The organism is Nonomuraea sp. NPDC003201, assembly GCF_053590415.1.
Window position 1 is genome coordinate 1 of sequence record NZ_JBSFTC010000074.1, and the last position, 25,658, is coordinate 25,658.

26 protein-coding genes and 2 pseudogenes are annotated in these 25,658 nt (G+C 68.7%); 15 read left to right on the plus strand and 13 right to left on the minus strand.

Annotated elements, in window-relative coordinates; genetic code table 11:
• The 5 genes from infB to truB all read left to right on the plus strand — a co-directional run.
• Positions 1–2,080: translation initiation factor IF-2 (gene infB, locus ACWDX9_RS25205; protein ID WP_449957850.1), on the plus strand; the 2,080-nt coding region annotated here is incomplete at its 5' end.
• 120 nt (positions 2,081–2,200) lie between these two features.
• On the plus strand, positions 2,201–2,497 hold the full coding sequence (locus ACWDX9_RS25210) for a DUF503 domain-containing protein (RefSeq protein ID WP_350724641.1): 297 nt from the start codon (positions 2,201–2,203) through the stop codon (positions 2,495–2,497).
• 39 nt (positions 2,498–2,536) lie between these two features.
• Complete coding sequence (gene rbfA / locus ACWDX9_RS25215) at positions 2,537–2,992, plus strand: 30S ribosome-binding factor RbfA (protein ID WP_350724643.1); 456 nt, start codon at positions 2,537–2,539, stop codon at positions 2,990–2,992.
• Positions 2,989–4,044 carry a DHH family phosphoesterase gene (locus ACWDX9_RS25220; RefSeq protein ID WP_449957852.1) on the plus strand — a complete coding sequence of 352 codons (1,056 nt, stop codon included), beginning with the start codon at positions 2,989–2,991 and terminating at the stop codon, positions 4,042–4,044. The genes rbfA and ACWDX9_RS25220 overlap by 4 nt, the downstream gene beginning before the upstream one ends.
• Positions 4,026–4,898: a tRNA pseudouridine(55) synthase TruB gene (truB, locus tag ACWDX9_RS25225; RefSeq protein WP_449957854.1), complete on the plus strand. Its 873-nt coding sequence runs from the start codon at positions 4,026–4,028 to the stop codon at positions 4,896–4,898. The genes ACWDX9_RS25220 and truB overlap by 19 nt, the downstream gene beginning before the upstream one ends.
• Positions 4,899–4,923: 25 nt before the next feature.
• On the opposite strand, the gene ACWDX9_RS25230 is transcribed toward truB, so the two are convergent.
• Positions 4,924–5,943, minus strand: a complete 1,020-nt coding sequence (locus ACWDX9_RS25230) for a TRM11 family SAM-dependent methyltransferase (protein WP_449957856.1) — start codon at positions 5,941–5,943, stop codon at positions 4,924–4,926.
• Between the two features lie 82 nt (positions 5,944–6,025).
• Here ACWDX9_RS25230 and ACWDX9_RS25235 point away from each other — a divergent pair, with 82 nt between their 5' ends.
• The 6 genes from ACWDX9_RS25235 to ACWDX9_RS25260 all read left to right on the plus strand — a co-directional run bounded on the left by ACWDX9_RS25235 (position 6,026) and on the right by ACWDX9_RS25260 (position 12,875).
• The gene (locus ACWDX9_RS25235; RefSeq protein ID WP_449957857.1) at positions 6,026–6,952 is read left to right on the plus strand and encodes a bifunctional riboflavin kinase/FAD synthetase; all 927 of its coding nucleotides are present in this window, start codon (positions 6,026–6,028) and stop codon (positions 6,950–6,952) included.
• A gap of 201 nt (positions 6,953–7,153) precedes the next feature.
• Positions 7,154–7,423 carry a 30S ribosomal protein S15 gene (rpsO, locus tag ACWDX9_RS25240; RefSeq protein ID WP_185071789.1) on the plus strand — a complete coding sequence of 90 codons (270 nt, stop codon included), beginning with the start codon at positions 7,154–7,156 and terminating at the stop codon, positions 7,421–7,423.
• A 299-nt stretch (positions 7,424–7,722) separates the two neighbouring features.
• A complete protein-coding gene (locus ACWDX9_RS25245; protein WP_449957859.1) occupies positions 7,723–10,089 on the plus strand; it encodes a polyribonucleotide nucleotidyltransferase in 2,367 nt (788 codons plus the stop codon).
• Positions 10,086–11,399, plus strand: coding sequence for a M16 family metallopeptidase (locus tag ACWDX9_RS25250; protein ID WP_449957861.1), 1,314 nt, complete (start codon positions 10,086–10,088; stop codon positions 11,397–11,399). Before ACWDX9_RS25245 ends, ACWDX9_RS25250 begins: the two co-directional genes overlap by 4 nt.
• 89 nt (positions 11,400–11,488) lie before the next feature.
• Positions 11,489–12,226 carry a 4-hydroxy-tetrahydrodipicolinate reductase gene (gene dapB / locus ACWDX9_RS25255; RefSeq protein WP_449957863.1) on the plus strand — a complete coding sequence of 246 codons (738 nt, stop codon included), beginning with the start codon at positions 11,489–11,491 and terminating at the stop codon, positions 12,224–12,226.
• Between the two features lie 175 nt (positions 12,227–12,401).
• On the plus strand, positions 12,402–12,875 hold the full coding sequence (locus tag ACWDX9_RS25260) for a GNAT family N-acetyltransferase (RefSeq protein WP_449957864.1): 474 nt from the start codon (positions 12,402–12,404) through the stop codon (positions 12,873–12,875).
• 5 nt (positions 12,876–12,880) lie between these two features.
• Here the strand turns inward: ACWDX9_RS25260 and ACWDX9_RS25265 are convergent, their stop codons facing one another.
• From ACWDX9_RS25265 to ACWDX9_RS25285, 5 genes are all read right to left on the minus strand, one after another.
• Positions 12,881–13,684 (minus strand): aminoglycoside N(3)-acetyltransferase, encoded by an 804-nt coding sequence (locus tag ACWDX9_RS25265; protein WP_449957866.1) that lies wholly within the window; start codon positions 13,682–13,684, stop codon positions 12,881–12,883.
• A gap of 102 nt (positions 13,685–13,786) precedes the next feature.
• Positions 13,787–14,794, minus strand: a complete 1,008-nt coding sequence (locus ACWDX9_RS25270; RefSeq protein WP_449957868.1) for an adenosine deaminase — start codon at positions 14,792–14,794, stop codon at positions 13,787–13,789.
• A gap of 10 nt (positions 14,795–14,804) precedes the next feature.
• A complete protein-coding gene (locus tag ACWDX9_RS25275; RefSeq protein WP_350724664.1) occupies positions 14,805–15,680 on the minus strand; it encodes a 1,4-dihydroxy-2-naphthoate polyprenyltransferase in 876 nt (291 codons plus the stop codon).
• A 16-nt stretch (positions 15,681–15,696) separates the two neighbouring features.
• Positions 15,697–16,185 (minus strand): GNAT family N-acetyltransferase, encoded by a 489-nt coding sequence (locus ACWDX9_RS25280; protein WP_350724665.1) that lies wholly within the window; start codon positions 16,183–16,185, stop codon positions 15,697–15,699.
• Positions 16,186–16,423: 238 nt separating this feature from the next.
• Entirely contained in the window at positions 16,424–17,830 is a 1,407-nt protein-coding gene (locus ACWDX9_RS25285; RefSeq protein ID WP_449957870.1) for an aminotransferase-like domain-containing protein, read from the minus strand.
• Here ACWDX9_RS25285 and ACWDX9_RS25290 point away from each other — a divergent pair.
• Genes ACWDX9_RS25290 through ACWDX9_RS25300 form a run of 3 tightly spaced genes read left to right on the plus strand, consistent with a single transcriptional unit; the run spans position 17,829 to position 20,260 of the window.
• Positions 17,829–18,752 (plus strand): DMT family transporter, encoded by a 924-nt coding sequence (locus ACWDX9_RS25290; protein WP_449957872.1) that lies wholly within the window; start codon positions 17,829–17,831, stop codon positions 18,750–18,752. The genes ACWDX9_RS25285 and ACWDX9_RS25290 overlap by 2 nt on opposite strands.
• A 46-nt stretch (positions 18,753–18,798) precedes the next feature.
• Positions 18,799–19,821, plus strand: a complete 1,023-nt coding sequence (locus ACWDX9_RS25295; protein WP_449957874.1) for a hypothetical protein — start codon at positions 18,799–18,801, stop codon at positions 19,819–19,821.
• Between the two features lie 10 nt (positions 19,822–19,831).
• On the plus strand, positions 19,832–20,260 hold the full coding sequence (locus tag ACWDX9_RS25300; RefSeq protein WP_449957876.1) for an ASCH domain-containing protein: 429 nt from the start codon (positions 19,832–19,834) through the stop codon (positions 20,258–20,260).
• Here the strand turns inward: ACWDX9_RS25300 and ACWDX9_RS25305 are convergent.
• The 4 genes from ACWDX9_RS25305 to ACWDX9_RS25320 all read right to left on the minus strand — a co-directional run bounded on the left by ACWDX9_RS25305 (position 20,224) and on the right by ACWDX9_RS25320 (position 23,315).
• Positions 20,224–20,694 (minus strand): GntR family transcriptional regulator, encoded by a 471-nt coding sequence (locus tag ACWDX9_RS25305; protein WP_449957878.1) that lies wholly within the window; start codon positions 20,692–20,694, stop codon positions 20,224–20,226. The genes ACWDX9_RS25300 and ACWDX9_RS25305 overlap by 37 nt on opposite strands.
• 39 nt (positions 20,695–20,733) lie before the next feature.
• A complete protein-coding gene (locus ACWDX9_RS25310) occupies positions 20,734–21,222 on the minus strand; it encodes a GntR family transcriptional regulator (protein ID WP_449957880.1) in 489 nt (162 codons plus the stop codon).
• A 1,083-nt stretch (positions 21,223–22,305) separates the two neighbouring features.
• Positions 22,306–22,797: a GntR family transcriptional regulator gene (locus tag ACWDX9_RS25315; protein WP_449957882.1), complete on the minus strand. Its 492-nt coding sequence runs from the start codon at positions 22,795–22,797 to the stop codon at positions 22,306–22,308.
• Positions 22,798–22,838: 41 nt separating this feature from the next.
• A complete protein-coding gene (locus tag ACWDX9_RS25320) occupies positions 22,839–23,315 on the minus strand; it encodes a GntR family transcriptional regulator (RefSeq protein WP_449957884.1) in 477 nt (158 codons plus the stop codon).
• Positions 23,316–23,425: 110 nt separating this feature from the next.
• Here ACWDX9_RS25320 and ACWDX9_RS25325 point away from each other — a divergent pair, with 110 nt between their 5' ends.
• Positions 23,426–23,725 (plus strand): hypothetical protein, encoded by a 300-nt coding sequence (locus ACWDX9_RS25325; RefSeq protein ID WP_449957886.1) that lies wholly within the window; start codon positions 23,426–23,428, stop codon positions 23,723–23,725.
• 100 nt (positions 23,726–23,825) lie between these two features.
• Here ACWDX9_RS25325 and ACWDX9_RS25330 read toward each other — a convergent pair.
• From ACWDX9_RS25330 to radC, 3 genes and pseudogenes are all read right to left on the minus strand, one after another.
• Positions 23,826–24,399, minus strand: a pseudogene (locus tag ACWDX9_RS25330) (transposase); the annotation flags it as partial.
• A 38-nt stretch (positions 24,400–24,437) separates the two neighbouring features.
• Positions 24,438–24,545, minus strand: a pseudogene (locus ACWDX9_RS25335) (ISAzo13-like element transposase-related protein); the annotation flags it as partial.
• Positions 24,546–25,000: 455 nt separating this feature from the next.
• Complete coding sequence (gene radC / locus ACWDX9_RS25340; RefSeq protein WP_363967676.1) at positions 25,001–25,657, minus strand: RadC family protein; 657 nt, start codon at positions 25,655–25,657, stop codon at positions 25,001–25,003.
• Between the last annotated feature and the right edge of the window lies 1 nt (position 25,658).

The following is a 25,658-nucleotide window of genomic DNA, read 5'->3' on the forward strand; positions in this document are numbered from 1 at the left end:
ACCATACCGGTGCCCTGGTCCGACCTGGAGCGGGAGAAGTGCCGACGGCATCCGAGGGGCGCCGGCGGCCCTCCCGATATCGGCTCATCCCGGTGGCGGCGGCGGTGGCTTCGGCGGTCGTCCCGGTGGCGGCGGTCGTGGTCGCGGTGGCGGCACCGCAGGCGCCTTCGGGCGTCCCGGCGGCCGTCCGGCCCGCGGGCGCAAGTCGAAGCGGCAGAGGCGCCAGGAGTTCGACAACATGTCGGCGCCGGCGATCGGCGGTGTGCAGGTCGCTCGCGGCAACGGCGCGACGATCCGCCTTCCGCGCGGCGCGTCGCTGTCCGACTTCGCCGACCGCATCGGCGCGAACCCCGCCTCGCTCGTGCAGATCATGCTGCACCTCGGCGAGATGGTGACCGCGACGCAGTCGGTGAGCGAGGACACGCTGCAGATCCTCGGCACCGAGCTGGACTACAACATCCAGGTCGTCAGCCCGGAGGAGGAGGACCGCGAGCTTCTCGAGGCCTTCGACATCGAGTTCGGCGAGGACGAGGGCGACGAGGACGACCTCGCCGCGCGTCCGCCGGTCGTGACCGTCATGGGTCACGTCGACCACGGTAAGACCAAGCTGCTCGACGCCATCCGCAAGACCAACGTGGTGGCGCGCGAGGCGGGTGGCATCACCCAGCACATCGGTGCTTACCAGGTCGCCGCCGAGCACGAGGGCATCGACCGGAAGATCACCTTCATCGACACCCCGGGTCACGAGGCGTTCACCGCCATGCGTGCCCGAGGCGCCAAGTCCACCGACATCGCGGTGCTGGTGGTCGCGGCCGACGACGGTGTGAAGCCGCAGACGATCGAGGCTCTCAACCACGCCCAGGCGGCCGACGTGCCGATCGTGGTCGCGGTCAACAAGATCGACAAGGAGGGCGCCGACCCCAACAAGGTGCGGGCCCAGCTCACCGAGTACGGTCTGGTGGCGGAGGAGTACGGCGGTTCCACGCTGTTCGTCGACATCTCGGCGAAGAACGGCACGGGCATCGACAACCTCCTCGAGGCCATCCTGCTGACCGCGGACGCCGAGCTCGACCTGCGGGCCAACCCGACGATGGACGCCCAGGGCATCGCGATCGAGGCTCACCTCGACCGTGGCCGCGGCCCCGTCGCGACCGTCCTGGTCCAGCGCGGCACGCTGCGCGTCGGCGACTCGATCGTCTGTGGCGAGGCCTTCGGCCGCGTCCGGGCGCTGCTCGACGACAACGGCGAGCCGGTCGATGAGGCCACGCCGTCCCGTCCCGTCCTGGTGATGGGTCTGACGGCCGTGCCGAGCGCCGGTGACAACTTCATCGTCGTCACCGACGACCGGATGGCCCGCCAGATCGCCCAGCAGCGCGCGGCGCGCAAGCGCAGCGCCGACATGGCGAAGTCGAGCCGTCGCCGCAGCCTCGAGGACATCTTCAAGGACCTCGAGAAGGGCAGCGTCGACGAGCTCAAGCTCATCATCAAGGGTGACGTGTCCGGTTCGGTCGAGGCCCTGGAAGACGCTCTGCTCAAGATCGACGTCGGCGACGAGGTCAGGCTCCGTGTCCTGCACCGCGCGGTCGGCGCGATCACCGAGTACGACGTCAACCTGGCCGTGGCCGACGACAACGCGGTCATCATCGGCTTCAACGTCCGCCCCGAGCCCCGGGCGCGCGACCTGGCCGAGCGCGAGGGCGTCGACATCCGCTACTACTCGGTCATCTACCAGGCGATCGAGGAAATCGAAGCGGCGCTCAAGGGCATGCTCAAGCCCGAGTTCGAAGAGGTCCAGCTGGGCACGGCGGAGATCCGCGCGATCTTCAAGGTGCCGAAGATCGGCAACATCGCCGGTTCGCTGGTCCGCTCGGGCCGGATCGTGCGCAACAGCAAGGCCCGCCTCATCCGCGACGGTGTCGTCGTGACCGACAACCTCACCGTCTCCTCGCTGCGGCGGGAGAAGGACGATGTCACCGAGGTCCGCGAGGGCTTCGAGTGCGGTATCGGCATCGGCTACAACGATCTCAAGGAAGGCGACGTCATCGAAACCTTCGAGATGCGGGAGAAGCCGCGAGACTAACGCGCGGCGCGGCGCCCGGCGGGAGATCCGCCGGGCGCCTCTCGCACGTCCTGGCCTGGTCCCCACCGCAGCAGGCCGGGCGTGCGTTCACCACACCAGATCAAGCGGTGGTTGCCAACGATGTATGTGGGTGCTCTGACCCTGGACATCCTGCTCGGCGACGTCAGGTCGCTGAAGCAGAAGCGCTCTGTCGTACGGCCGCTGATCGCCGAGCTGCAGCGCCGTTATCCCAGCATCGCGGTGGCCGAGGTCGGCCATCTCGACCTGCACCGCAGGGCCGAGGTCGGCGTCGCGGTGGTCTCCTCCTCCGCGGGTAACTGCAACGAGATCATGGACGCCTGCGAGCGGATGGTGGCCTTCCGCCCGGAGATCGAGCTGCTGTCGGCCAGGCACCGGCTCTACAACGACGAAGATTGAACGACTGCACGGCCAGATCGTGCGTGAGGGGGAGCGAACATGGTGGATGCCGCACGAGCGCGGAAGCTCGCCGACCGCATCCAGCAGATCGTCGCCGAGATGCTGGAGCGCCGGATCAAGGACCCGCGCCTGGGCTTCGTCACCGTGACCGACACGCGCGTCACCGCCGACCTGCGCGAGGCGACCGTGTTCTACACCGTGTACGGCTCCGAGGCCGAGCGGTCCGACAGCGCGGCCGCCCTCGAGAGCGCCAAGGGGATCATCCGCTCCGAGGTGGGCCGCCAGACCGGCGTGCGCTTCGCCCCGACGCTGACGTTCAAGCACGACCCGCTGCCCGACTCCGCGCGTCACCTCGACGACCTGATCACCGCCGCCCGGTCCCGGGACGCGGAGGTGGCGCGCCGGGCCGAGAACGCCTCCTACGCCGGAGAGTCCGACCCCTACCGCAAGCCCGAGGAGGGCGAAGCGGACCTGAGCGAGGACGACCAGGCGTGACGCCCGACGTGCGCGACAGGGCGGATCGCCCGTTCCGTGCGGACTCCCGTACGGTCACCGGCGGCGCGATCCCCGAGGCCGCATGGGACCGGGCCCTGCGGCTGATCGGCCGGGCCGACGAGATCGCGCTGGCCTGTCACGTGACGCCCGACGGCGACGCCCTCGGGTCGATGCTGGCCGTGGGGTTCGTGCTGCGGTCGCTGGGCAAGCGGGTCGTCGCGTCGTTCGGCGACCACCACTTCGTGGTGCCGCGGCTGCTGCGCTTCCTGCCCGGCCAGGACATGCTGGTGCCGCCGGCGGACTATCCCGCGGCGCCGGACCTGATGATCACCTTCGACGTATCGACGTTCGAACGCCTCGGGCTCCTGCGCGAGAACACCGCCAGGGCCCGCGAGGTCATCGTCGTCGACCACCACCCCTCGAACGAGGGGTTCGGCACGCTCAGCCTCATCGACTCCACGGCCGCCGCGACGGCCATGCTGGCCGAGCAGCTGATGTACCGGCTCGGCGGAGGGCTCGACCGCGACATCGCCGTCTGCCTCTACACCGGGCTGGTGACCGACACGGGGTCGTTCCGGCACTCCTCGACCACGCCCGCCGTGCACCAGATGGCGGCCAGGCTGGTGGCGACCGGGCTGCGCACCGACGAGATCGCCCGTGAGCTGTGGGACCGTTCCCCGTTCGGCTATCTCAAGGTGCTGGCCGCCGCCCTCGACCGGGCGGCGCTGGAGGACGGGCTGGTCTGGACGTACGTGACGCGGGTCGACCGGGCCGCGCACGGGCTCCCGTACGCGGAGCTGGAAGGCATCATCGACATCGTCCGGCGCACGGACGAGGCCGAGGTCGCGGTCGTGCTCAAGGAGGACGACCAGGGCGACTGGCAGGTGTCCACCCGATCCAAGGGCAACGCCGACGTCGGGGCCGTGTGCGCGGCCCTGGGCGGCGGCGGGCACCACAACGCGGCCGGTTACACCTCGCACGAGACCGTGGAGGCGACCATGGACGCCTTCCGGCGCGAACTTGGGAAGGTTGGATGGTCGAGAGCGGGCTGATCATCGTCGACAAGCCGGGCGAGTGGACGTCCCACGATGTGGTGGCCAAGATGCGGCGCATCGCGGGCACCCGCCGTGTGGGACACGCGGGCACGCTCGACCCGATGGCGACGGGCGTGCTGGTGGTCGGCGTGGAGAAGGCCACCAGGCTGCTCGGCCACCTGACGCTGACCGAGAAGGTGTACGAGGCCACGATCAGGCTCGGCGTGAGCACGAACACCGACGACGCCGAGGGCGAGGTCATCGCCACGGCCCCGGCGTCCGGCGTCACGGCGGCCGAGATCCACAAGGGCGTCGCGGCGCTCACCGGGGAGATCATGCAGATCCCGCCGCAGGTGAGCGCCATCAAGGTGAACGGGCAGCGCGCCTACAAGATGGCCCGCGCGGGCGAGGAGGTCGAGCTGCGGGCCCGGCCCGTCACCGTGCGGACGTTCGACGTGCTCGACATCCGGGCGCACGACGACGTCGTGGACGTGGACGCGGTCATGACCTGCTCCAGCGGCACCTACATCCGCGCGCTGGCCCGCGACCTGGGCGCGGCGCTCGGGGTCGGAGGGCATCTGACGACGCTGCGGCGGACCCGCGTGGGGCCCTACGGCCTGTCGCTGGCCAGGACCATCGACCAGCTCGCCGAGGAGTGCGTGATCCTGCCCATCGGCGAGGCGGTGGCGGCGGCCTTCCCGCGCCGGGACGTGACGGCCGAGGAGGCCCGCGTCATCGGGCACGGGGGGCGGCTGGCGGCCGCCGGGCTGGGCAAGGGGCCGATCGGCGTGTTCGGGCCTGAGGGCGACCTGCTGGCGCTGGTGGAGGAGCAGGGCCGAGTGGCCAAACCCCTCGCCGTCTTCGTCTCCTAGACCCCTCTGAGGGCTTCGTAAGGGGTTATGCGGGTTTGCGGGCGACAATGATGTCGCGGACGATCGCCTGGTCGACCCAGTGCTCGAAGTCGGGGTAGTCCATCACCTGGAGCCCCGCCCCCTCGAGGATCTGGGCCAGCTCCGAGCTCTTGCCGCCGTAGGTGTTCCACGAGATCCCCATGGCCCCGCCGGGGCGCAGCAGCTCGGCCCAGCCGGGCACGGCCTGTCGCAGCAGCTCCATCGGGCTGCGCGACAGCCCGCCGCCGCCCTTGCTGCCGTGCTGGACCCCGTAGGGGGTGTCGGTCACCAGGGCGTCGAACGAACGTGGCTTGAAGAAGTCCCTGCTCTTGAGGGTGTCGGCGTTGACCACGGCCAGGTGCTGCACGTCGCCGGCCTTGACCGCCTCCTTCGACAGCCCGAACGTGACGTTGAGCCGCCGCCCGACCAGTGCCCGCTCGCGCCGCACCGGCACGGTCTCGGCGGTGTGCTTGAGCCGCTTGTTGCGCAGCCAGGTCTTGATGAACCCGGAGTACGCCTCGAAGTCCTTGCCGTCGACGTCGAGCCCGTACGCGTCGTAGCCGTACATGAGGGCCTGGTTGAGCGTCGTGCCGCGCCCGCACAGCGGGTCGAAGACCGAGAGCCGCTCGCCCAGCCCCTTGGCCCCGGCCAGCAGGGTGACGTTGAGCAGCAGCTTGGTGAAGTGCTCGTTGGTCTTTCCGGCGTATTTCTGGATGGTGATCAGGTCGCTGCTCAGCCGGTCGAGCGACGACATGGAGAGCGGCCGGAGCAGCTCTCCTTCAACCCCGAAAATCGCATAAACAGAGGAAAGATTCGACAAAAGAGAAATATCCGGCTGCCTCAGCGGCTCGGATGTCTCGAACGTCACATACGGCACACCGCCGACTGTGGTCTCCTCGCTGGCGAGGACCTTCCCGTCCAAGCCGTACCTGCTGAAGACCGCCAGCTCACTCCTGGTCAGCCGGATGGAGCTCTCCCCGTAGACCCGGTTGAAGGCAGGCAGGATCAGAAGCGCGTAACGAGGCATGATGCCCGATCCTATCGCCCTCGATTGGAGCGAACGGTGACGCGCGTGGCAGGCTTGTGGGGGATTGATCCGCCACAAGCGAATGGGGCCTAGCGTGCAGGGTTCGGGAAGGTCTGTCGTCACCATCGGCGTGTACGACGGGGTCCACCGCGGGCACCGGCGGGTGGTCGAACGCGCTGTCGCCATCGCCCGCGAGCGGGGGCTGCGCAGCGTGGCCGTCACGTTCGAGCCGCACCCCGACGAGGTCGTGCGGCCCGGGACGCATCCGCTGCGGCTCACCAGCCCGCGGCGCAGGGCCGAGCTGCTGGCCGGGCTGGGGGTGGACGAGATCGACGTGGTGGAGTTCACGCTCGACCTGTCGCGGACGAGCCCGGACGACTTCGTCCAGGCCGTGCTGGCCGAGCGGCTGGCGGCGGCCGTCGTCGTGGTGGGCGAGGACTTCCTGTTCGGCCACGAGGCCAGCGGGGATGTCGAGACTTTGCGGACGCTGGGCGACAAGTACGACTTCGAGGTGGAGGCCGTGCCCCTGCTCGACGCCGTCTCCTCGGCCTCGATCCGCGCGCGGATCGTCACGGGCGACGTCGAGGGCGCCAGTGAGCAACTCGGGCGGCCGCACCGGGTGCAAGGCGTCGTCGTACGCGGCTACCAGCGCGGACGCCAGCTCGGCTTCCCGACGGCGAACGTCGAGACCGCCCAGCACACCGCCATCCCGGCCGACGGGGTCTACGCGGGGTGGCTGGAGTGCGTGCCGATGGCCAATCTGCCCGCGCTCTACCAGGGGGAGCGGTGGCCGGCGGCGATCTCGGTCGGTACGAATCCAACGTTCGAGGGAGTGCCGCGGACAGTCGAGGCTTATGCGCTTGATCGGGATGATCTAGAGCTTTACGGGGTGCATGTGGCGGTCGAATTCCATGCCCGGCTACGTGGCAACACGCGATTCGACTCCATCGAGGCGTTGATCGAGCAGATTCACGCCGATGTCGACGCCGCCCGCCGCCTCACGAGCTGAAATCCGCGAAATCGTGACGCGGATAAAGGCCGGGAAAGCAGCGCCCGAGCACTGCGCGTGAAGTGGTAACCTTGCATGTCGGCTCAGTAGCGGCGCCGCTGCGCGCTGCCCATGACGGCCTTCACGCGGCGACTGTAGGTACGCACGGTCGTTCGCATCTTTCATCATCGTTCACGCGTGCCCGTAGCTCAAAGGAGAGCCGTGTCCCTCGACACCGCTGCCAAGAAGTCCATCATCGGCGAATACGCGACGGCCGAAGGCGACACCGGGTCGCCCGAGGTGCAGATCGCACTGCTGAGCAAGCGCATCAGCGAGCTCACCGAGCACCTGAAGACGCACAAGCACGACCACCACAGCCGTCGTGGCCTGCTTCTGCTCGTCGGTCGCCGGCGCCGCCTGCTGAAGTACCTGCAGAAGGTCGACATCCAGCGCTACCGGTCGCTCATCGAGCGGCTCGGCCTGCGCCGATAGCATAGAAGGGAGCGGCGAACGCGCCGCTCCCTTCTCATATGGGTAGAGCCATATGGTCGGATATGTGGCGATGTGGATACGTTGTCACATCTGACCTACAACTGAAGATCCGAGACACACAGCCCCCGCGTCCGTTCAGCACCATGCGACCCGCGACGCCTGCGGGCCGGTCCTCGGTAGTGGCTTCCGGTAGGAATTTGACAGTGAGACCGGGCGCTTCGATCGAAGACCGGCGCTGCACCTAACGAGGGTGCCGGTGAGAAAAAGGGCGCGGGAGACCGACCACAAGGAGGTCCCCCGTGGAGGGTGTCCACACCGCTGAAGCCGTCATAGACAACGGCTCATTCGGCACGCGTACGATCCGGTTCGAAACCGGTCGTCTCGCGCGCCAGGCGGCAGGCTCCGCCGTCGCCTACCTCGACAACGACACGATGGTGCTCTCAGCCACCACCGCGTCGAAGTCCCCGAAGGAGAACTTCGACTTCTTCCCGCTCACCGTCGACGTCGAAGAGCGCATGTACGCCGCGGGCCGCATCCCCGGTTCGTTCTTCCGGCGTGAGGGCCGTCCCTCCGAGGACGCGATCCTCACCTGCCGCCTGATCGACCGGCCGCTGCGCCCGTCGTTCGTCAAGGGTCTGCGCAACGAGATCCAGGTCGTCGCCACGGTGATGGCGCTCAACCCCGACCACCTCTACGACGTGGTGGCGATCAACGCCGCGTCGCTGTCCACCCAGCTCGCCGGGCTGCCGTTCTCCGGCCCGATCGGCGGCGTGCGCGTCGCCCTGATCGACGGCCAGTGGGTGGCCTTCCCGACGCACCACGAGCTGGAGCGGGCCACGTTCGACATGGTCGTCGCGGGCCGCGTGCTCGCGGACGGCGACGTCGCGATCATGATGGTCGAGGCCGAGTCCACCAAGGACACGCTGAAGCTGGTCGCCGACGGGGCCGTCGCGCCCACCGAGGAGACCGTCGCGCAGGGCCTGGACGCCGCCAAGCCGTTCATCAAGGTGCTGTGCGAGGCCCAGTCGCGCATCGCGCAGGTCGCGGCCAAGGAGACGGCCGAATACCCGGTCTTCCTCGACTACCAGGAGGACGTCTACGCCGCGGTCGAGGCCGCGGTGAAGACCGAGCTGACCGCAGCGCTGACCATCGCGGGCAAGCAGGAGCGCGAGAACGAGCTGGACAAGGTCAAGGCGCTGGCCGCCGAGAAGCTCCTGCCCGAGTTCGAGGGGCGCGAGAAGGAGATCTCCGCCGCGTTCCGCTCGGTGATGAAGAAGCTCATGCGCGAGCGGGTCGTCAACGAGGGCATCCGCATCGACGGCCGCGGCACCAAGGACATCCGCGCCCTTTCGGCCGAGGTCCACGTGGTGCCCCGGGTGCACGGCTCGGCGCTGTTCGAGCGCGGCGAGACCCAGATCATGGGCATCACCACGCTCAACATGCTGCGCATGGAGCAGGTCATCGACACGCTCAACCCTGAGCGGACCAAGCGCTACATGCACAACTACAACTTCCCGCCCTACTCCACCGGTGAGACCGGCCGGGTGGGCTCGCCCAAGCGCCGCGAGATCGGCCACGGCGCGCTGGCCGAGCGGGCGCTGATCCCGGTGCTCCCGACCCGCGAGGAGTTCCCGTACGCCATCCGCCAGGTCTCCGAGGCGCTCGGCTCCAACGGCTCCACCTCGATGGGCTCGGTCTGCGCGTCCACGATGGCGCTGCTGGACGCGGGTGTGCCGCTCAAGGAGATGGTCGCGGGCATCGCGATGGGCCTGATCGGCGAGGGCGACACGTACGTCACCCTGACCGACATCCTCGGCGCCGAGGACGCCATGGGCGACATGGACTTCAAGGTCGCCGGCACCAAGGACGTCATCACCGCCCTGCAGCTCGACACCAAGCTCGACGGCATCCCCGCGAGCGTGCTCGCGGCCGCTCTCAAGCAGGCCAAGGGCGCGCGCCTGGCGATCCTCGACGTGATGCAGGAGGCGATCAACTCTCCGGCGGAGATGAACCCGACCGCGCCGCGCATCATCACCATCAAGGTCCCGGTCGACAAGATCGGCGAGGTCATCGGCCCGAAGGGCAAGATGATCAACCAGATCCAGGACGACACGGGCGCCGAGATCACCATCGAGGACGACGGCACGATCTACATCGGCGCCACCGACGGCCCGTCGGCCGAGGCGGCCCGTTCGGCGATCAACGCCATCGCCAACCCGCACATGCCGGAGGTCGGTGAGCGCTACATCGGCACGGTCGTCAAGATCGCGGCCTTCGGCGCGTTCGTCTCGCTCCTGCCCGGCAAGGACGGCCTGCTGCACGTCTCCCAGATCCGCAAGCTGCACGGCGGCAAGCGCATCGAGAACGTCGAGGACGTCATGAGCGTCGGCGAGAAGATCCAGGTCGAGATCGCCGAGATCGACGCCCGGGGCAAGCTCTCGCTGGTGCCCGTCGAGGTCATCGAGAAGGAGGCCGCGGAGAAGGAGGCGAAGGCCGGTGCTGGGGCCGCCGCTGCGCCCGCCGCCGAGGGCGCCGACGACGCCGAGGCCCCGCTGGCCGAGGAGGCCGCCGCGCCCGCCGAGGAGAAGGCGGAGCGGCCCCGCCGCACCCGCACCCGCGTCCGCACGCGCGGCAGCAGCGCCGACGGGGACGACCGGAACTCGTGACGACCACCACGTTGCACCCCGGCCGGGACGGAGCCGGGGTGGTGAGGCGCACCGTCCTCCCAGGTGGGCTGCGCGTGGTGACCGAGACCATGCCGACCGTGCGTAGCGTCGCGGTCGGCATGTGGGTCGGCATCGGCTCGCGTGACGAGGCCCCCGAGCACACGGGGGCCACCCACTTCCTCGAACACCTGCTGTTCAAGGGCACCCCGACGCGCGACGCCATGGAGATCTCCGCCTCCATCGAGGGCATCGGCGGTGAGATCAACGCCTTCACCGCCAAGGAGTACACGTGCTACTACGCACGCGTGCTCGACGAGGACCTGCAGGTCGCGGTCGACGTGCTGGCCGACGTGGTGACCAGCTCGCTGGTGACCGAGGAGGACGTCGAGTCCGAGCGCGGCGTGATCCTCGAAGAGATCGCCATGCACGACGACGACCCTTCTGACGTGGTGCACGAGCAGTTCGCCGCCGCGCTCTACGGCGACTCGGCCATCGGCCGGCCCATCCTGGGCACGGTCGAGTCGATCAACGCCCTCGGGCGCGAGCGGATCGCCGAGTACTACCACCGCTACTACCGGCCGCGCCGCACGGTCGTGTCCGTCGCGGGCAACATCCGGCACGAAGAGGTCGTCGAGCTGGTCACCAGGGCATACGAGCGGGCGGGCGCGCTGGGCGGCCCGGCCGAGTTCGCGGCCCCGCGCACCAGCGGTCCCGGGGCCGAGATGCGTTCCGGCGTGCGGGTGCTCGACCGGCCGACCGAGCAGGCCAACCTGGTGCTCGGCACGACCGGCCTGTCCCGTACGGACGACCGCAGGTTCGCGCTGGGCGTGCTCAACGCGGCGCTGGGCGGCGGCATGTCGTCCCGGCTCTTCCAGGAGATCAGGGAGAAGCGCGGCCTGGCCTACTCCGCCTACAGCTACACCTCCGCCTACGCCGACACCGGCCAGTTCGGGATCTACGTGGGCTGCCTGCCGTCGAAGATCGACGACGTGCTCAAGATCTGCCGGGACGAGGTGTCCAGGGTGGTGGCCGACGGCCTGAGCGCCGACGAGATCATGCGCGGCAAGGGCCAGATGCGCGGCGGGCTCGTGCTCGGCCTGGAGGACACCGGCTCGCGCATGTCGCGCATCGGCAAGAACGAGCTCGTCTACGACGAGCTGATGTCGGTGGACGAGGTGCTGGCACGCATCGAGGCGGTCACTCCCGACGAGATCGACGAGGTGGCTCGGGACGTGCTCAAGCGGCCGCTCACGCTCGCCGTGATCGGCCCGTACGGTGACAAGGACTTCACCGAGGCCGTCCGCCCATAGGGATGAACCCGCCACATGGGTCCTGAACGGCCACGACAGTGAGCCGGCGGTCCCATGGGCGGGTTTTCCCGCTGGTATAGGGTTGGCCTGTGATCAGGGTAGGTGTGCTGGGCGCCCGCGGGCGCGTCGGCGTCGAAGTGTGCAAGGCGGTCGAGGCGGCCTCCGACATGGAGCTGGTGGCCGCGATCGACAAGGACGACCCCATCGAGGGCCTCGAAGGCGCCGAGGTGGTGGTCGACTTCACCCATCCCGATGTCGTCATGGGCAACCTCGAATGGGCGATCCGGCACGGCATCCATTCGGTGGTGGGCACGACCGGGTTCGACGAGGGGCGGCTGGAGACCGTGCGCGGCTGGCTGGCCGAGTCGCCGGGCACGCACTGCCTGATCGCGCCCAACTTCGGCATCGCGGCCGTGCTCATGATGCACTTCGCGCAGCAGGCCGCCCGCTACTTCGAATCGGTCGAGATCGTCGAGCTGCACCACCCCAACAAGGCCGACGCGCCGTCCGGCACGGCCCGCCGCACGGCGGAGCTGGTGTCCGAGGCGCGCGCCAAGGCGGGGCTCGGCCAGATGCCCGACGCCACGAGCACCGCGCTCGACGGCGCCCGCGGCGCCGACGTCGGCGGTGTCCCCGTGCACTCCGTGCGGCTGTCCGGGCTCATCGCGCACCAGGAGGTGCTGCTGGGCGGTGAGGGCGAGATCCTCACGATCCGGCACGACTCGATGACCAGGGCGTCGTTCACGCCGGGCGTCCTGCTCGGGGTGCGCCGCGTACGCGAGCTCCCAGGCCTCACCGTGGGCCTCGAGCCGCTCCTCGACCTCTGACCTCTGACCTCTGACCTTCCTGGCCCCGGTAGGGGCCGCACACGACGTGCCCACAACCGTACGGTCGCGGGCACGTCGTGAGGAGAGGGTTCCGGCTCCGCACAGCCGGGCCTTACGATCATCAACATTAAAATATGAGCGGCGGGATCCGGCTCCACCATGAGATCGTGTCGGCATGGTGCGATGGGCCGAAGCAGGTGAGCTCCCCGGGCTGACCGCGATCGAGCTGGCGGCGGACAAGCTCTTCGAGCAGGTCGACATCGTTTTCCCGCCCGGCACCACCATGATCGAAGAGGTCGACGACCCCCTCAGGGTCCTGGTCGAGGGGACGCCTCCCACGGGGTTCGCGCTGATCGGGTGGGTGGACGGCAACCTGCACCTGGACCAGCTCGCCGTGCATCCCGGCCACATGCGCCAGGGCATCGGCGGTCGGCTGGTCACGGCGGTGCTCGACCACGCGCGGGCCGCCGGGGCGCCTGCCGTGACGCTGACGACCTACCGCGACGTGCCCTGGAACGCGCCGTGGTACACGCGGCACGGCTTCTCGGTGCTGCCCGAGCAGGAGTGGGGCCCGGAGCTGCGCGCGCTGGTGGAGCACGAGCGGGAGCTGGGCATCGAGATCGCGCCTCGCGTGGTGATGCGCCACTAGGCAGGCTACGGGCGCCGTCCGTGGTCAGGGGTGCGGTTGGCGGCGAACCAGGCGGCGGCGTAGTCGACGGCGGCGGCCAGCGGGAACAAGCGGGCCCGCGCCGCGCCGACCGGCCCACACCGTACGTCGACGGCCTGCTCGAAGTCGGCCCCCAGGCGCGCGAAGTCGCTGTCGTCCACCCGCACATCCTCGAACTCGCACCACGCCCGCCCCTCCCCGTCGTCCACCACGGCGCGGTAGCTGCGGCGCGGCGGGTCCGGGTGGTAGCGGTATTCGGCCAGGTGGAACGCGGTGCACCTGTCGTAGCCGACGCCGAGCAGCAGGACGAGGGCGCCGGCCTCGTAGAGCCTGGCCAGCGGGGATCGCTCGCCCAGGAGACAGTCGCGGGCGTGATCCCCGATGATGTGCGCCGCCTGCGGGCCCACGGCGGCGAAGGACGTCTGCGGGTGCGCGCTGCGGCGGGCGTCCGGTGCGGTGCGGACGCACTCGGGGATCCGGCCCATCCGTACGGACGGGGTGGACCCGGGGTCGTAGGCGGGCATCCTCGACCGGAAGGCCGCAGTCTCCTCCGGCGACATCCCGGCCACGGCGGCGCGGTAGACCGGGGAGGTGTCGGAGTTGGCCGAGGTGCCGGTGGGCACGGTGAGCGTGCCGTCCGGCCCCAGCGACTCCCTGAGGGCCGCGACCACCGTGTGCTCCCCGCCCTCGACCCGGCCGATGCTGCTGAGTGAGGAATGCAGCAGTACGACCTGCCCCGGCTCGACGCCCAGAGCGGAGAAATCCCGACTTATGCGGGCATAATTCACCATGACATTCCCTTTTGGGGAGCACACCGATCGGGCACCGCGTCAGCTTAACTTTCGTGCGCCGTGACCATTTCCCGCTTTCCCGCTTTCCCGATTGAGGATGGGTCAGCCGGTCGCGGCGACGTACGCGTCCACCTCGGCCAGATAGGCGTCCTTGAGGTGCCGGGGGAGCCAGGTGATCTCGAAGGCGTTCCGTTCGAGCTGGGCCAGCTCCTCGCGGTTGAGCTGGAGCGCGCCCTGCAGCGCCTCGAGGTTTTCCCCCACGTAACCGGCGAAATAGGCGGGATCGTCGGAGTTGATCGTCACCCGCACGCCCAGGTCCATCAGCTTGCGGATGCCCTCGGCCTTCATCGAGTCGGTGACGTAGCCGTTGGAGATCGGGCAACAGGTCAGCCCCATGCCCCGCTCCAGGACGACCCCCACGAGCCGCTGGTCCTCCAGGATGTTGACGCCGTGGTCGATGCGGTTGACGCCGATGTCCTCGACGGCCTGGCGGATGTGCTCGACCGAGTTTTCCTGGTCGACGTCGCAGTGCATGGTCAGGAGGTAGCCCTCCTGCCTGGCGCGCTCGTACACGGCCGCGAACTTGACCGGCGGGTTGCCCTTCTCGTCGGAGTCGAGCCCGACGCCCGCGATCCACTCCTTGTACGGCAGCGACTCCAGCAGCGTCGCCATCGCGTATTCGGCCTGGAAGTCACGCAGGAAGCACATGATGAGCTGCGCCCGCACCCCGAGGCGCGCCTCCGCGTCCATCAGCGCCCGCCGCAGCCCGCGGATCACCACGTCGAACGGCACGCCGCGCGAGGTGTGGGCCTGCGGATCGAAGAAGATCTCGGCATAGCGGACGTTCTGCTCGGCGGCCTTGCGCAGGTAGGCCATGGCCAGGTCGTAGAAGTCGGGCTCGGTCCGCAGGACCTGCATGCCCTCGTAGTAGACCGTGAGGAAGGACGGCAGGCTGTCGAAGGCGTAGGCGGCCCGCATCTCCTCGACGGACGAGTACGGCAGCTCCAGGCCGTTACGACCGGCCAGCTCGAACTTGAGCTCGGGCTCCAGTGTGCCCTCGATGTGCAGATGCAGCTCGCACTTGGGCAGCCCCGCGATGAAGTCCTTCACACGCCCAAGCTTAGAAGACGATCGCCAGCCCCACGGCGAACAGGAGCCCGTACGCCATCTGCAGCTTGCCCGTCTGCTGCAGCACCGCGATCAGCGCGGGGCCGACGGCCTTGCCCAGCACGGTCCTGATCGGGGGGATCGCCAGCGGCGCGGCCAGCAGCACGAGCGCGGCCCACGGCGTCACCGGGACCATCGCCAGCGCCACCACGAACGGCACCACCTGGCAGGCCACATAGAGCGCTCTGGTGCGCTCGGCCCCCAGCACCACGGCCAGCGTGCGCTTGCCGGCCTGGCCGTCCGTGCCGACGTCGCGCAGGTTGTTGACCACGAGCATCGAGCACGAGAGCAGCCCCACCGGGATCGAGGCGAAGAACGCCGGCCAGCTCAGCGACTCCGTCTGCACATATGCCGTGCCCACCACGGGGACGATCCCGAAGAACACGAACACGGCTATCTCGCCGAGCCCGCGGTAGCCGTACGGGCGCTTGCCGCCGGTGTAGAACCAGGCGGCCGCGATGCACGCCGCTCCCACCAGCAGGATCCACCACGCCCGCGTGACGACGACCAGGATCAGCCCCAGCACCGCCGCGACCGCGAAGCAGCCCAGCGCGGCGACCAGCACGTCACGCGGGCTCGCCGCCCGCGAGCCCACCAGCCGCATCGGGCCGACCCGCTGGTCGTCGGTGCCGCGGACGCCGTCGCTGTAGTCATTGGCGTAGTTGACGCCGATCTGCAGCGACAGCGCCACGAACAGCGCCAATACCGCCCGCCACCATACGAAGCCGCCCTCGCCGATCGCCACGCCCGTGCCCACCATGACGGGCACTACGGCGTTCGGGAGGGTGCGCGGGCGGGCGCCCGCGATCCACTGGCCAGGGGTTGCCATGTCTGTCGTTCGTCCTCTAGCTGATGTCCGTCGTGAGCCTGATCATCCGGATCGGACGGCCCATGTCGAGCACGCGTTCGGCCATGTCCTCGCCCCAGCCGGCCGACTCCAGGAAGCCCAGCACCGCGTAGTTGTCGGCGAACACCCAGGTGACGATCTGCCGGAAGCCGTCCTCACGCAGGTAGTCGACGGTCGCGTTGAGCAGCCGGCTGCCGTGGCCCCGGCGTACGAAATCGGGGTCGACCAGCAGCGTCAGCATCTCGGCCACCACGGTGGGATCCAGGTCGGGATCCTCGGCGGGAGCGTGTGAGGCCAGCCCCACCACGCGTTCGCCACCCCGGGGGGTGGTCAGGGCGGCGCTGCCGCCCGCGCCGAGGGCGGGGAAGCCCTCGGTGTCGAGGATGGTCTCCACCGCCACCAGCACCCGGTGCCTTGGGGTGGGCGGGGCCACGATCGCCTCGTCCCACTGGCGCAGCCACATCTTCTCGGCCGCCGCGCCTGTCATCTGCTCGAGTGGCCCTTCGGGGAGGAAATCCCGATAGCCATAGCGCCAGGCGCGGATCTGACAATTCGCAACCTGGAGCACATCCTCGCGCCGGGCCGCCCGGACGCCTACGTCTGCCATCTCGGCCCGCTCCTTCGCCTGCCGTCCATGCCACAAGGCACGAGTTACACCGTATCGGTGTTTGACCCTTGGAGACGACGCGAACCCCTCTTCGCCGCCGATCTCGCCCAGAGCTTCCTCAGCCGGTCCGAGTCACCTCAGCCAACGCCCCGGCGAGTCGCCGCACCCCCTCGTGCAACTCGGCCAGATGGGCGGCGGCGATGTGCGTCACCCGGATCCTCGGCCCCGGCGGCTCCGACGGGTAGTACATCCTGCCCGGACTCACCAGCGCGCCGTTCCGCCTGGCGGCCTCGACCAGCGCGTTCTCGTCGACCTCGGCGGGCAGGCGCACCCACAGGTGCATCCCGCCGATGGGCAGCAGGTGCACCTCCGCCCGCGGCATGTGGGTGGCGAGCGCCGCAGCGAGGGCGTCGCGCCTGGTCCTGATCTCGCTGTGCACGGCCGCCAGATACCGCTGCCAGGCCGGCGACCCCACGAACTCCAGCGCCGTCTCCTGCAGCGGCCGCGCCACGAAGAACGACTCCACGAGCTGGCTCGCCCGCAGCCGGCGCGCGGCCGGCCCCCTGGCGATCACGGCCGCCACCCGCATGCTCGGCGACAGGATCTTCGTCAGCGATCTCACGTGGACGACGGTGCCGTGCTGGTCCATGGAGGCCAGGGACGCCGGCGCCTGCTCGGTCAGGTACCGCGCGAAGTCGTCCTCGACCACGAATGCCCCCGCCGCCCTGGCCACCTGCAACACCTGCTCCCTGCGCTCCACCGGCAGGGTGGCCCCCGTCGGGTTCTGCAGGGTGGGCTGGCAGAAGAAGACCCTTGCCCCCGTGACGGCGAACGCCTCGGCCAGCAGCTCAGGACGTACGCCGTCCCGGTCGACGGGCACGGCCGTGGGCCGCAGCCCGGCCGCCCTGGCCGCCGCGAGCGCGCCCGGGTAGGTGGGCGTCTCGACCAGCACCGGCGTGCCCGGGGCCGCCAGCGCCCGGAACGCATGAGTGAGTGCCGCCTGCCCCCCGCTGACGATCAGCGCGTCGGCCGCGGTCACGTCGCCCCCGGTCTGCCTGGCGAACCACCTGCGCAGCTCCTGAAGCCCCGCCAAGGGCGGCATGGCCCACGCGTCCGGCCTGCGTACCGCCCGCGCCGCCGCGGCCCCCAGCTGCCTGTCCGGCCGCAGGCCCGCCGGCAGATAGCCGCCGGTGAGGGGTACGACCCCTTCGGCCGCCGCCCCCAGCAGCGTCGCCACGGGCTCCTCGTCGACCACCCGGTCCCCGAGCGCCACCGTCTGCCACGAGAGATCGACCGCCTCCTGCGCGGCGGGCACCTGAGGGGTCACGAACACCCCGCTGCCGGGCCGCGCGACCACCCTGCCCTCGGCGGCCAGCTGTCCGATGGCCCTGGACACGGTGACGGGCGAGACGTTGTGCCGTCGCATGATCTCCCGGCTGGACGGCAGCCGCGCCCCCGGGCCTGCCCGGTCGGCCTCTTCGCGCAGAATCGCGGCGATCTGGGCGATACTGCTATCGTTGTCCATGAAGAGACAGAATAGCGCTACTGCTCCCGATGGAGTAGCACTCCCTCCCGTTCTGGATCGCGCCGCGCAAGGCACCTCTCTAGCTTTCCTGGGCGTTCTGGCCTTCTCCGGCTCCTTCCCCGCCACCGTTTATGCCATGGAGGGCTTCCATCCGTGGCTGGTGGCGATCGGCCGAGCCTGCATAGCCGGATTTATCGCGCTGATTTGCCTTAAATTTGCAAAAATCCCGATAATTCCGCATAGGCGGGATTGGCCGTCGTACGCGCTCATCTCGCTGGGTGTGGTCTTCGGCTTCCCCGTCTTCAGCGGCCTGGCTCTGGCCCTGGGCGCCAGCACGTCGCACGCCGCCGTCGTGATAGCCCTCCTCCCGGCCGCCACCGCCGCCTGCGCCGTCGTCAGGGCGGCGGAACGCCCCCGCCCGCTCTTCTGGGTGGCCTGCGCGGCGGGAGCCCTGGCCATCACGGCCTTCACCCTCACCCAGAACCAGGGCACGCCCACCTGGCCCGACCTGCTCCTGGTGGGCGCGCTGCTGTCGGCCGCGATCGGCTACACGGAGGGCGGGCGGCTGTCCAGGCGGACCCCGGGCTGGCAGGTCATCTCCCACACCCTCGTCCTCTCGCTCCCCCTCACCGTCCCCGTGACCGTCGCGCTGGCCCTCCTCACCCCCATCACGCCGGCTCCCCACGCGATAGCGGGCTTCGCGTACGTGTCGCTGATCTCGATGTTCCTCGGCTTCATCCCCTGGTACGCGGGCCTGGCGCGGGGCGGCATCGCCCGGGCCGGGCAGACGCAGCTCACCCAGCCCCTTCTCACCCTGCTCTGGGCCTGGTTCCTGATGGGGGAGCGGTTCGGCCCGGCCACGGTGGCCACCGCGCTGGCCGTGCTCGTGTGCGTGGCCGTCACTCAGCGTGCCCGTACTTGAAAGGCGTGACGCCTGCACGCAGGATGGGAGAGGAGGTGTCACAACAATGGCGGACCTCACGATCCCAGAGGGCGGTTTCTGGCCCGCGCCGGAGATCCCGCAGCCCAACATCTATCCCATGGAGTGGCGGGTAGAGACCGAGAAGCTCGCCGCGATCTACGAGAAGTCCAAGCGCGTGGTCTGGAACCCCGCCGACCTGCCCTGGGACGGCCTGGACCCGGACGACTTCACCCGGGAGCAGCGGCTGGGAATCATGTACTGGTTCGCGGTCCTGGCGAACTTCGACGCGTCGGGGCCGGCGGTGTTCGCCCGCGCCACGATCCAGGCCTTCGAAAAACACGAAGAGGATCCGGTCAGGAAGTGCTTCTTCTCGATCACCCGTGACGAGATGAACCACGAGGAATGCTGCCAGCGCACCATCGCCAGACTGTGGCCCGGCGGCCCGCTCGACTGGACCCCGTCGGACGATCTCGAAAGGGCCGCCCACAACAACATCGGCTGGCTCTACCACAACGGCGGCCGCTACTGGACCGGCTACACCTCCGCCGTCGGCAAATATTCGCTGCCGGTCCTCTTCACCAGCTTCATGATGGGGGAAATGGCCGCCTCGACGCTGTTCAGAGGAATGTCGTCGGGCACTCAACATCCGGTCTTCAGCGAGATGTTCCAGCGAATAGGCAGGGACGAGTCCCGCCATCTGCAAATCTGCATGACCATTCTGGAGAACGAATGGCCGGGGCTCACCGACGAGACCCGCACCCTCATCACCCGCCAGCTCAGAGCGGGCTTCGTGTTCCTCAGCATGATTCTCTGGGAGCCGCCCGGGGGTTTCTGGGAGCTGCCGCCGTACTTCCTGCCCAACCATCGCGTTCTCATGGACCACGCCAGGCAGGCGGGCCTGGGCGTGCTGTCGTACGAGGAACAGGCGGAGAACTGGCGCGTGGCCATGGCCAGGATCCGCGCGATCGTGGAACGCTGGGGCATCGCCTTCCCCGCCATTCCCGAGCTGGACCTGGAAGGCGTAGAGGTGGACTTCATCGATCCGGAGGACATCATCCCGGTCTTCTAATATGCGTTCTATGTGGCCACGCATCGACGGACTCAGGGTTCTGGAGTTGGGCACGCCCGGCGCGTTCCGTACCCAGTTGACCGACCTTACTTTGGCGGGCGAGAAAACGGCCACGGCCGGTCTGCTGCCCCTCGACTACCACGCCGAGGGCGAGGAGGTGGAGCACGTCGGCGAGCGCCTGGTCCTCGTGGACGACGCGGGTGCGCGGGTGGCCGAGATAGAGATGACGCGGGTGGAGCTGACCCCGTTCGCGGCGGTCACCTGGGAGTTCGCCCAGGCTGAAGGCGAGGGCTTCCGCTCGGTGGAGCACTGGCGCGAGGGCCACCGCCGCTACTGGAAGAGCCAGGGGTACGAGGTGGACGACTTGACCATGGTGGTGTGCCTGTGGTTTCGCGTCGTGGATCAGGAAGGCGGCCGGCGCTCCTCGGGTGCGACGTAACTGCCGCGGTGTGGGACGGTGAACACCCATCCCTGCTCCCGCAGCAGCGCTATGGCCCGCCGTACGGTCTCGCGGGCGGCGCCGTACTGGCGCACCAGCGTCACCTCGCGCGGCAGCGGCCGGTGCGCGGCCAGCTCGCCGGCCTTGATGCGTTCCCTGATTTCGTCGGCGATCTGCTGGTAGAGCGGAATCTGCTCGGCCCCTTCGCCGGGGGAGCTGACGAATGTGCCCTCGCCTTGGCGAGTGTGGACCAGCCCTTGGTTGCGCAGCACCCGAATCGCCCGCCGCGCCGTGGTCCGGGCCACCCGGAACTCCCGCTGGATCCCCGCCTCGCTGATCACGAGATCCCCTGGGGAGAGCTTGCCGGTTATGCGTGACTTGAGGACTTCGCTGATCTGAAGATAGAGGTACGTGCCCCCCGAGCGATCCAGCACGTCTCAATGATATACAAGCGGCCTGACATGGGAGGGGGATTAAGAATCCCTATTCCTGGGCCACTTTTCCGGCCCATTCACAAAAGTGCCCCTATAAGGGACGGTGAACACCCATCCCTGCTCCCTGAGATGCGCCACCGCCTGCCGCACCGTCACCTTGGCTACGCCGTATTGCCGCATCATCACTTTCTCGCCGGGAATAGCCCGGTTCGGCGAGAGCTCGCCCTGGACGATACGCGTGGAGACCTCCGTGGAGATCTGCTGATACAGCGGCACCTTCCTGGGTGAGCGCGGCGTCCCCGGCCGGCCGACGAACGTCCCCTCGCCCTGAATGGTGTGCGCCAGCCCCTGCTCCCGCAGTTCACGAGCCACCCGCCGGGCCGTGGTGCGCGCGATGTCGTAATCCTTCTCGAGCGTCGCCTCGCTGGGCACCGGATCGCCGGCTTGGAGTTCACCTCGCTCGATCTGATCGCGGACCAGGTCAGCGACCTGCTTGTAGATAGGCACGGGACCTTCGCGATCTAACACGGTACGGATCGTAGACGAAACGGTACAGACCTGCACAAGGAAAACGTCTGGTGGAAGGGTGGATACGTGCTCTAAACATACGGACCCAGCATGACGCGAGAACCGACGGCTATCCGGGAAGCACTATCGGTGACTCCGGCCGCCGTACCTCCTCGATCGCCACCCCCGGCCTTACCGCCACGCCAACAGAAAACCGGCGCCCCACGAAATCGAAGCAACTCAGCTGGGTGGCGACTCGCCGGCAGGGGGACTTACCGGCAGTGGGGTTGCCGGCAGCCACGGCGACTCGCTGGGCCGGCCGCAGCGAAAATCCCTTCCCTCGTCCGCCGTCGTATGAGCGGAGATCGGTTCCCTCGCTTGCCGTCGTTTCAGCCCGTCCGCCGTTCCTGGCGTCGCTCACTGGGTCCAGCCGCAACGCGACCTTCCTCCGGTCCGTCGGCAACGCGCCTCCGGCGATTCGCTGGGGCAGCCGCGGTGAAGATCCGTTCCCCGTTCGCCGTGGTATGAGGGGAGATCGGTTCTCTCGCTTGCCGTCGTTTCAGCCCGTCCGCCGTCCCTGGCGCCGCTCACTGGGTCCAGCCGCAACGCGACCTTCCTCCAGTCCGCCGGCAACGCGCCTCCGGCGACTCGCTGGGGCAGCCGCGGTGAAGATCCCTTCCCCGTTCGCCGTGGTATGAGCGGAGATCGGGTTCCCTCGCTTGCCGTCGTTTCAGCCCGTCCGCCGTCCCTGGCGCCGCTCACTGGGTCCAGCCGCAACGCGACCTTCCTCCAGTCCGCCGGCAACACGCCCCCGGCGACTCGCTGGGGCAGCCGCGGTGAAGATCCCTTCCCCGTTCGCCGTGGTATGAGCGGAGATCGGGTTCCCTCGCTTGCCGTCGTATCAGCCCGTTCCCCGTCCCTGGCGTCGCTCACTGGGTCCAGCCGCAACGCGACCTTCCTCCAGTCCGCCGGCAACACGCCCCCGACGACCTCCCTCACCCAGTGAGGCGCCGCACCTACCAGGGACGCAGCGAGGCACAAGGCGCAGTAGGGCAGAAGGCGCAGTGGGACACGAGGAGCAGTGGGACACGAGGAGCAGTGGGGCTACCGGGCGCTCTCGTTCGAGGGCCACTTTCCGGGCTCATTCACATAAGTCCCTCTATAAGGAACAGTGAACACCCAGCCCTGCTCCCTGAGATGCGCAATGGCCTTCCGGACCGTGACCCTGGCAACCCCATGCCGCAGCATCAAGGTCGCATCGCTCGATAGCGAACAGTTCGGCCGGAGCTTACCGCGCCTGATTTTCGCAGCGATATCATGAGCAATATCCAGATAGCGGGCCCTCTTCGCCCTTACCCGAGGAATACCGATAGGCCCAACAAAGGTGCCTTCGCCTTGCACGGTGTGGACAAGACGACGCTCGCGCAGCTCCCGAACCACGTTACGTGCGGTCGATCGCGCGACACCGAACCCCGCCTCCAACGCCGCCTCACTCGGCACGGCCTCGCCGGCTCGCAACCGCCCGCCGACGATCTGCTCCTGGATCAGGTCGGCAATCTGTACGTAGATCGGGACCGGCCCGTCACGGTCGAGCATGCTCACAGCGTAGACGTCTGGATACAAGCAGGCGAGCACAGTCAGCCCTGGGGCCACGACTCCGTCGGCGACACGTAACTGCCGCGCTGCGCAACCGTGTAGATCCACCCTTGCTCCCGCAGGAGCGCCATAGCTCGCCGCACGGTCTCCCGGGCCACGTCATACTGCTCCACCAGCGCCGACTCGCCCGGTATGGAGCGCCGCGGCAAGAAACGTCCGTCCTTGATCTGCTCGGCGATGTCCGTCGCGATCTGTTGGTATAGAGGGACTTTCCGCTGCTTACGAGGTGCTTCATCTGGCCCGCCGACAAAGGTCCCTTCGCCCTGAACGGTGTAGATAAGCCCTTCCTCGCGAAGTACGTGCACCGCCCGCCTGGCAGTGGTCCTGGCGACGCCGAACTCCTGCTGGATGTCCGCCTCGCTCGGCACCGGGTGTCCGGACGCGAGCCCGGAGACTCGTTGCCGAAGGATCTCGGCGATCTGGAGGTAGATGTGGGTGTCCCCGTCATAGTCGAGCACGCCTGCAACTTAGACCAACAGGTGCAAGACCTCCCATATCGTGCTGTCTATATAGACAGAGCGTCCCTACTCGCTAGACGAGAGGAGACGACCAGACGTATTGTTCAACCGTGCCCAAGCCCCTCGACTGGCCCTGCTGCCAGATTGCGGTCCACGTGCCGGACCCACAGCCCGATCACGCCGTCATCAAGTGGTATCCCTCGTCGCCGCGCGCCGTACGTGTGAGAGTCCGGGATTACACGTGCGCTTGTAAGCCGACGTTCTACGAGCTGTGCCAGAGCGGCGGCCTGTACTTCATCCGCAGGACTCGTCGCTTTCGTCAAAAGCTGGTGATCGAGGAAAGTCTCTGGAACACCCAGGCAAGCGCGCTGGCTATCTGGACTAGCCTGCTGGACGGCACGGGCCGGTAGGAACAACGGTTCTGTCCCGTAATCGGTGGTGGCGCTGGGTGATCCATCGCAGCAGGATGCGGTGGCGCAGAAGGTCGAACCCGCCACGGCCGTGCATCTGTCACATGATGCTCTTGGTCTTGGTGTTCACACTCTCGGTCGCACCGTTGTGAAAGGGCAAGGTGACGGCATCGCGGGCCTGGTCAAGGCTGTCGGATGAAGGCGTGCAGGTGAGGCAGATCGGTGGCGTCGGCTGCGGCGATCCACGCATCGAGACGGTCGGCACTGTCTTCGCGTGGCCGGAGCAGATCGGCGAAACCGCGGATGAGTCCCGTCCGGTCGACCATCTTCGGGCAGGCGACGATGAGGCCGTCCAGCAAGCTCCGGTGCTCTTCGCTGAGGGTGCCGGGACGGGTGAGCAGCAGCCTGGCAAACCGGCGCGGGGAGATGGGCAGGCGATCGGCTTCGACGCGGCCTTGGGCGATGTAGTGGTAGAGAGGTGCTTACCCGTTCTGCATGGGCGGTCCAGTCTTGGCCCAGCAGGCGCTGTGGGCGGTGACTTCTTTCAAACCGCCTCGCCGAAGCTGTGCCGCAGGTGCCACCGATCAGCAATCTGGATGGCATCCGGCAATGCGCGGCGGATCGCTTCGGCGTAGGCGCCCGAGCTGTCCCCAGCACATGACCTGCACGTCGGGTGGGCGCGCAGCCAGGCATCTATGACATCGGTGGTGTGGCGGATGGACTCCACGGTGGACGCGGCGGTGTCGTGGTCAGCGCCGACGTCGACCTGTCCGCTCCCGGAGGCCAGGTCGTAAATGCCGTACGGGATGGCCTTGCCCACCACGCCACACCCAACGGATGCCGTACGGGATGGCCTTGCCCACCACGCCACACCCAACGGATAAGGCTCTCACCGCTTGCCGCGGGCCTGCGGAGGATGGACAGGTGTCCGGTTCGCGCTTTGGCCGCCGAGCGCGCGAACCGGACACCCTAGGTGATGGCACAACGCAGGTGCCATCGGGGGCGCACCTTGCGATTCCAGGCGACGCGCCTGCCCGAACGCCCGCCGAAGAGCGCCGGGCTTCGCCTGGGATCGGTGCGAGTGTCGGGCATGGTCCCGAGCCCTCCGGAGGCAAGGGACCATGCCGCTGCGAGTAATGGCCGGCTGACGTCCGTAACGGCCTACCCGCGGTATTAGATTCTCATGGCCGTCCCTTGGAAAACTGCAGTTCGGCGCTATACACAGGATGATTCCCTTTGGTGTTCGGTGGGTTCATGGTCCCTAGAGGAATTGATTTATGTAGGGATTCGCCGCCAGGCGGCATCCGTGATGATCAGGTGGTCGAGGAGCCGTAGCCCCACCGTCTCGGCGGCTCGGATGAGTTGGGCCGTGGCCTCGAGGTCGGACTGGCTCGGTTCGAGGGAGCCGGCCGGGTGGTTGTGCGCGAGGCCGAACATGGCTCCGCTCGCGGTGAGCACCTCCGTGATCACCTCCCGGATCGGCACCGCCGTGTGGTCGGACGCGCCTTCGGTCAGGATCGAATGCTTCAGCACCCTGCCACGGGTGTCGCACACGACCAGGACCAGCCGCTCCTGCTTGCGGCCCCGGAGCAGCGGGGCGCAGTGGTTGGCGAGGTCGGATGTGCTGGTGATCCGCTCGCGCTCCGGCCACGCGTCCGCACGGCGTACGAGATGGAAGGCCGCGGCGACTCGCGCGGCCTTGGCGGGGCCCACTCCGGGCACGGCGAGTAACCGATGCGGGTCCGAACGGCGGAGGCCATCGAGATCTCCGCAGTGCTTGATCACCTGGCTGGCGAGATCCAGGGCACTCGACCCGCGAAATCCCGAGCCGAGCAGCACGGCCAGCAGCTCGCGGTCCGCCAGCGCGGCGGCACCGCTGGACATGAGCCGTTCGCGTGGCCGGTCGCTCTTGGACAGGTCTTTGACTCGCATC

What these genes read in the sequence shown, in the direction of transcription:
- ACWDX9_RS25230 (WP_449957856.1), bottom strand. Translation starts at nt 5,943, where the DNA reads ATGCCTCGTTACGCGCTTCTGATCCTGCCTGCCTTCAACCGGGTCTAC.
- ACWDX9_RS25275 (WP_350724664.1), bottom strand. Translation starts at nt 15,680, where the DNA reads ATGGCAACCCCTGGCCAGTGGATCGCGGGCGCCCGCCCGCGCACCCTC.
- ACWDX9_RS25235 (WP_449957857.1), top strand. Translation starts at nt 6,026, where the DNA reads ATGGGGCCTAGCGTGCAGGGTTCGGGAAGGTCTGTCGTCACCATCGGC.
- ACWDX9_RS25300 (WP_449957876.1), top strand. Translation starts at nt 19,832, where the DNA reads ATGTGGCCACGCATCGACGGACTCAGGGTTCTGGAGTTGGGCACGCCC.
- ACWDX9_RS25315 (WP_449957882.1), bottom strand. Translation starts at nt 22,797, where the DNA reads ATGCTCGACCGTGACGGGCCGGTCCCGATCTACGTACAGATTGCCGAC.
- ACWDX9_RS25280 (WP_350724665.1), bottom strand. Translation starts at nt 16,185, where the DNA reads ATGACAGGCGCGGCGGCCGAGAAGATGTGGCTGCGCCAGTGGGACGAG.
- rbfA (WP_350724643.1), top strand. Translation starts at nt 2,537, where the DNA reads ATGGTGGATGCCGCACGAGCGCGGAAGCTCGCCGACCGCATCCAGCAG.
- ACWDX9_RS25285 (WP_449957870.1), bottom strand. Translation starts at nt 17,830, where the DNA reads ATGGACAACGATAGCAGTATCGCCCAGATCGCCGCGATTCTGCGCGAA.
- ACWDX9_RS25290 (WP_449957872.1), top strand. Translation starts at nt 17,829, where the DNA reads ATGAAGAGACAGAATAGCGCTACTGCTCCCGATGGAGTAGCACTCCCT.
- truB (WP_449957854.1), top strand. Translation starts at nt 4,026, where the DNA reads ATGGTCGAGAGCGGGCTGATCATCGTCGACAAGCCGGGCGAGTGGACG.
- ACWDX9_RS25210 (WP_350724641.1), top strand. Translation starts at nt 2,201, where the DNA reads ATGTATGTGGGTGCTCTGACCCTGGACATCCTGCTCGGCGACGTCAGG.
- ACWDX9_RS25295 (WP_449957874.1), top strand. Translation starts at nt 18,799, where the DNA reads ATGGCGGACCTCACGATCCCAGAGGGCGGTTTCTGGCCCGCGCCGGAG.
- ACWDX9_RS25260 (WP_449957864.1), top strand. Translation starts at nt 12,402, where the DNA reads ATGGTGCGATGGGCCGAAGCAGGTGAGCTCCCCGGGCTGACCGCGATC.
- radC (WP_363967676.1), bottom strand. Translation starts at nt 25,657, where the DNA reads ATGCGAGTCAAAGACCTGTCCAAGAGCGACCGGCCACGCGAACGGCTC.
- ACWDX9_RS25265 (WP_449957866.1), bottom strand. Translation starts at nt 13,684, where the DNA reads ATGGTGAATTATGCCCGCATAAGTCGGGATTTCTCCGCTCTGGGCGTC.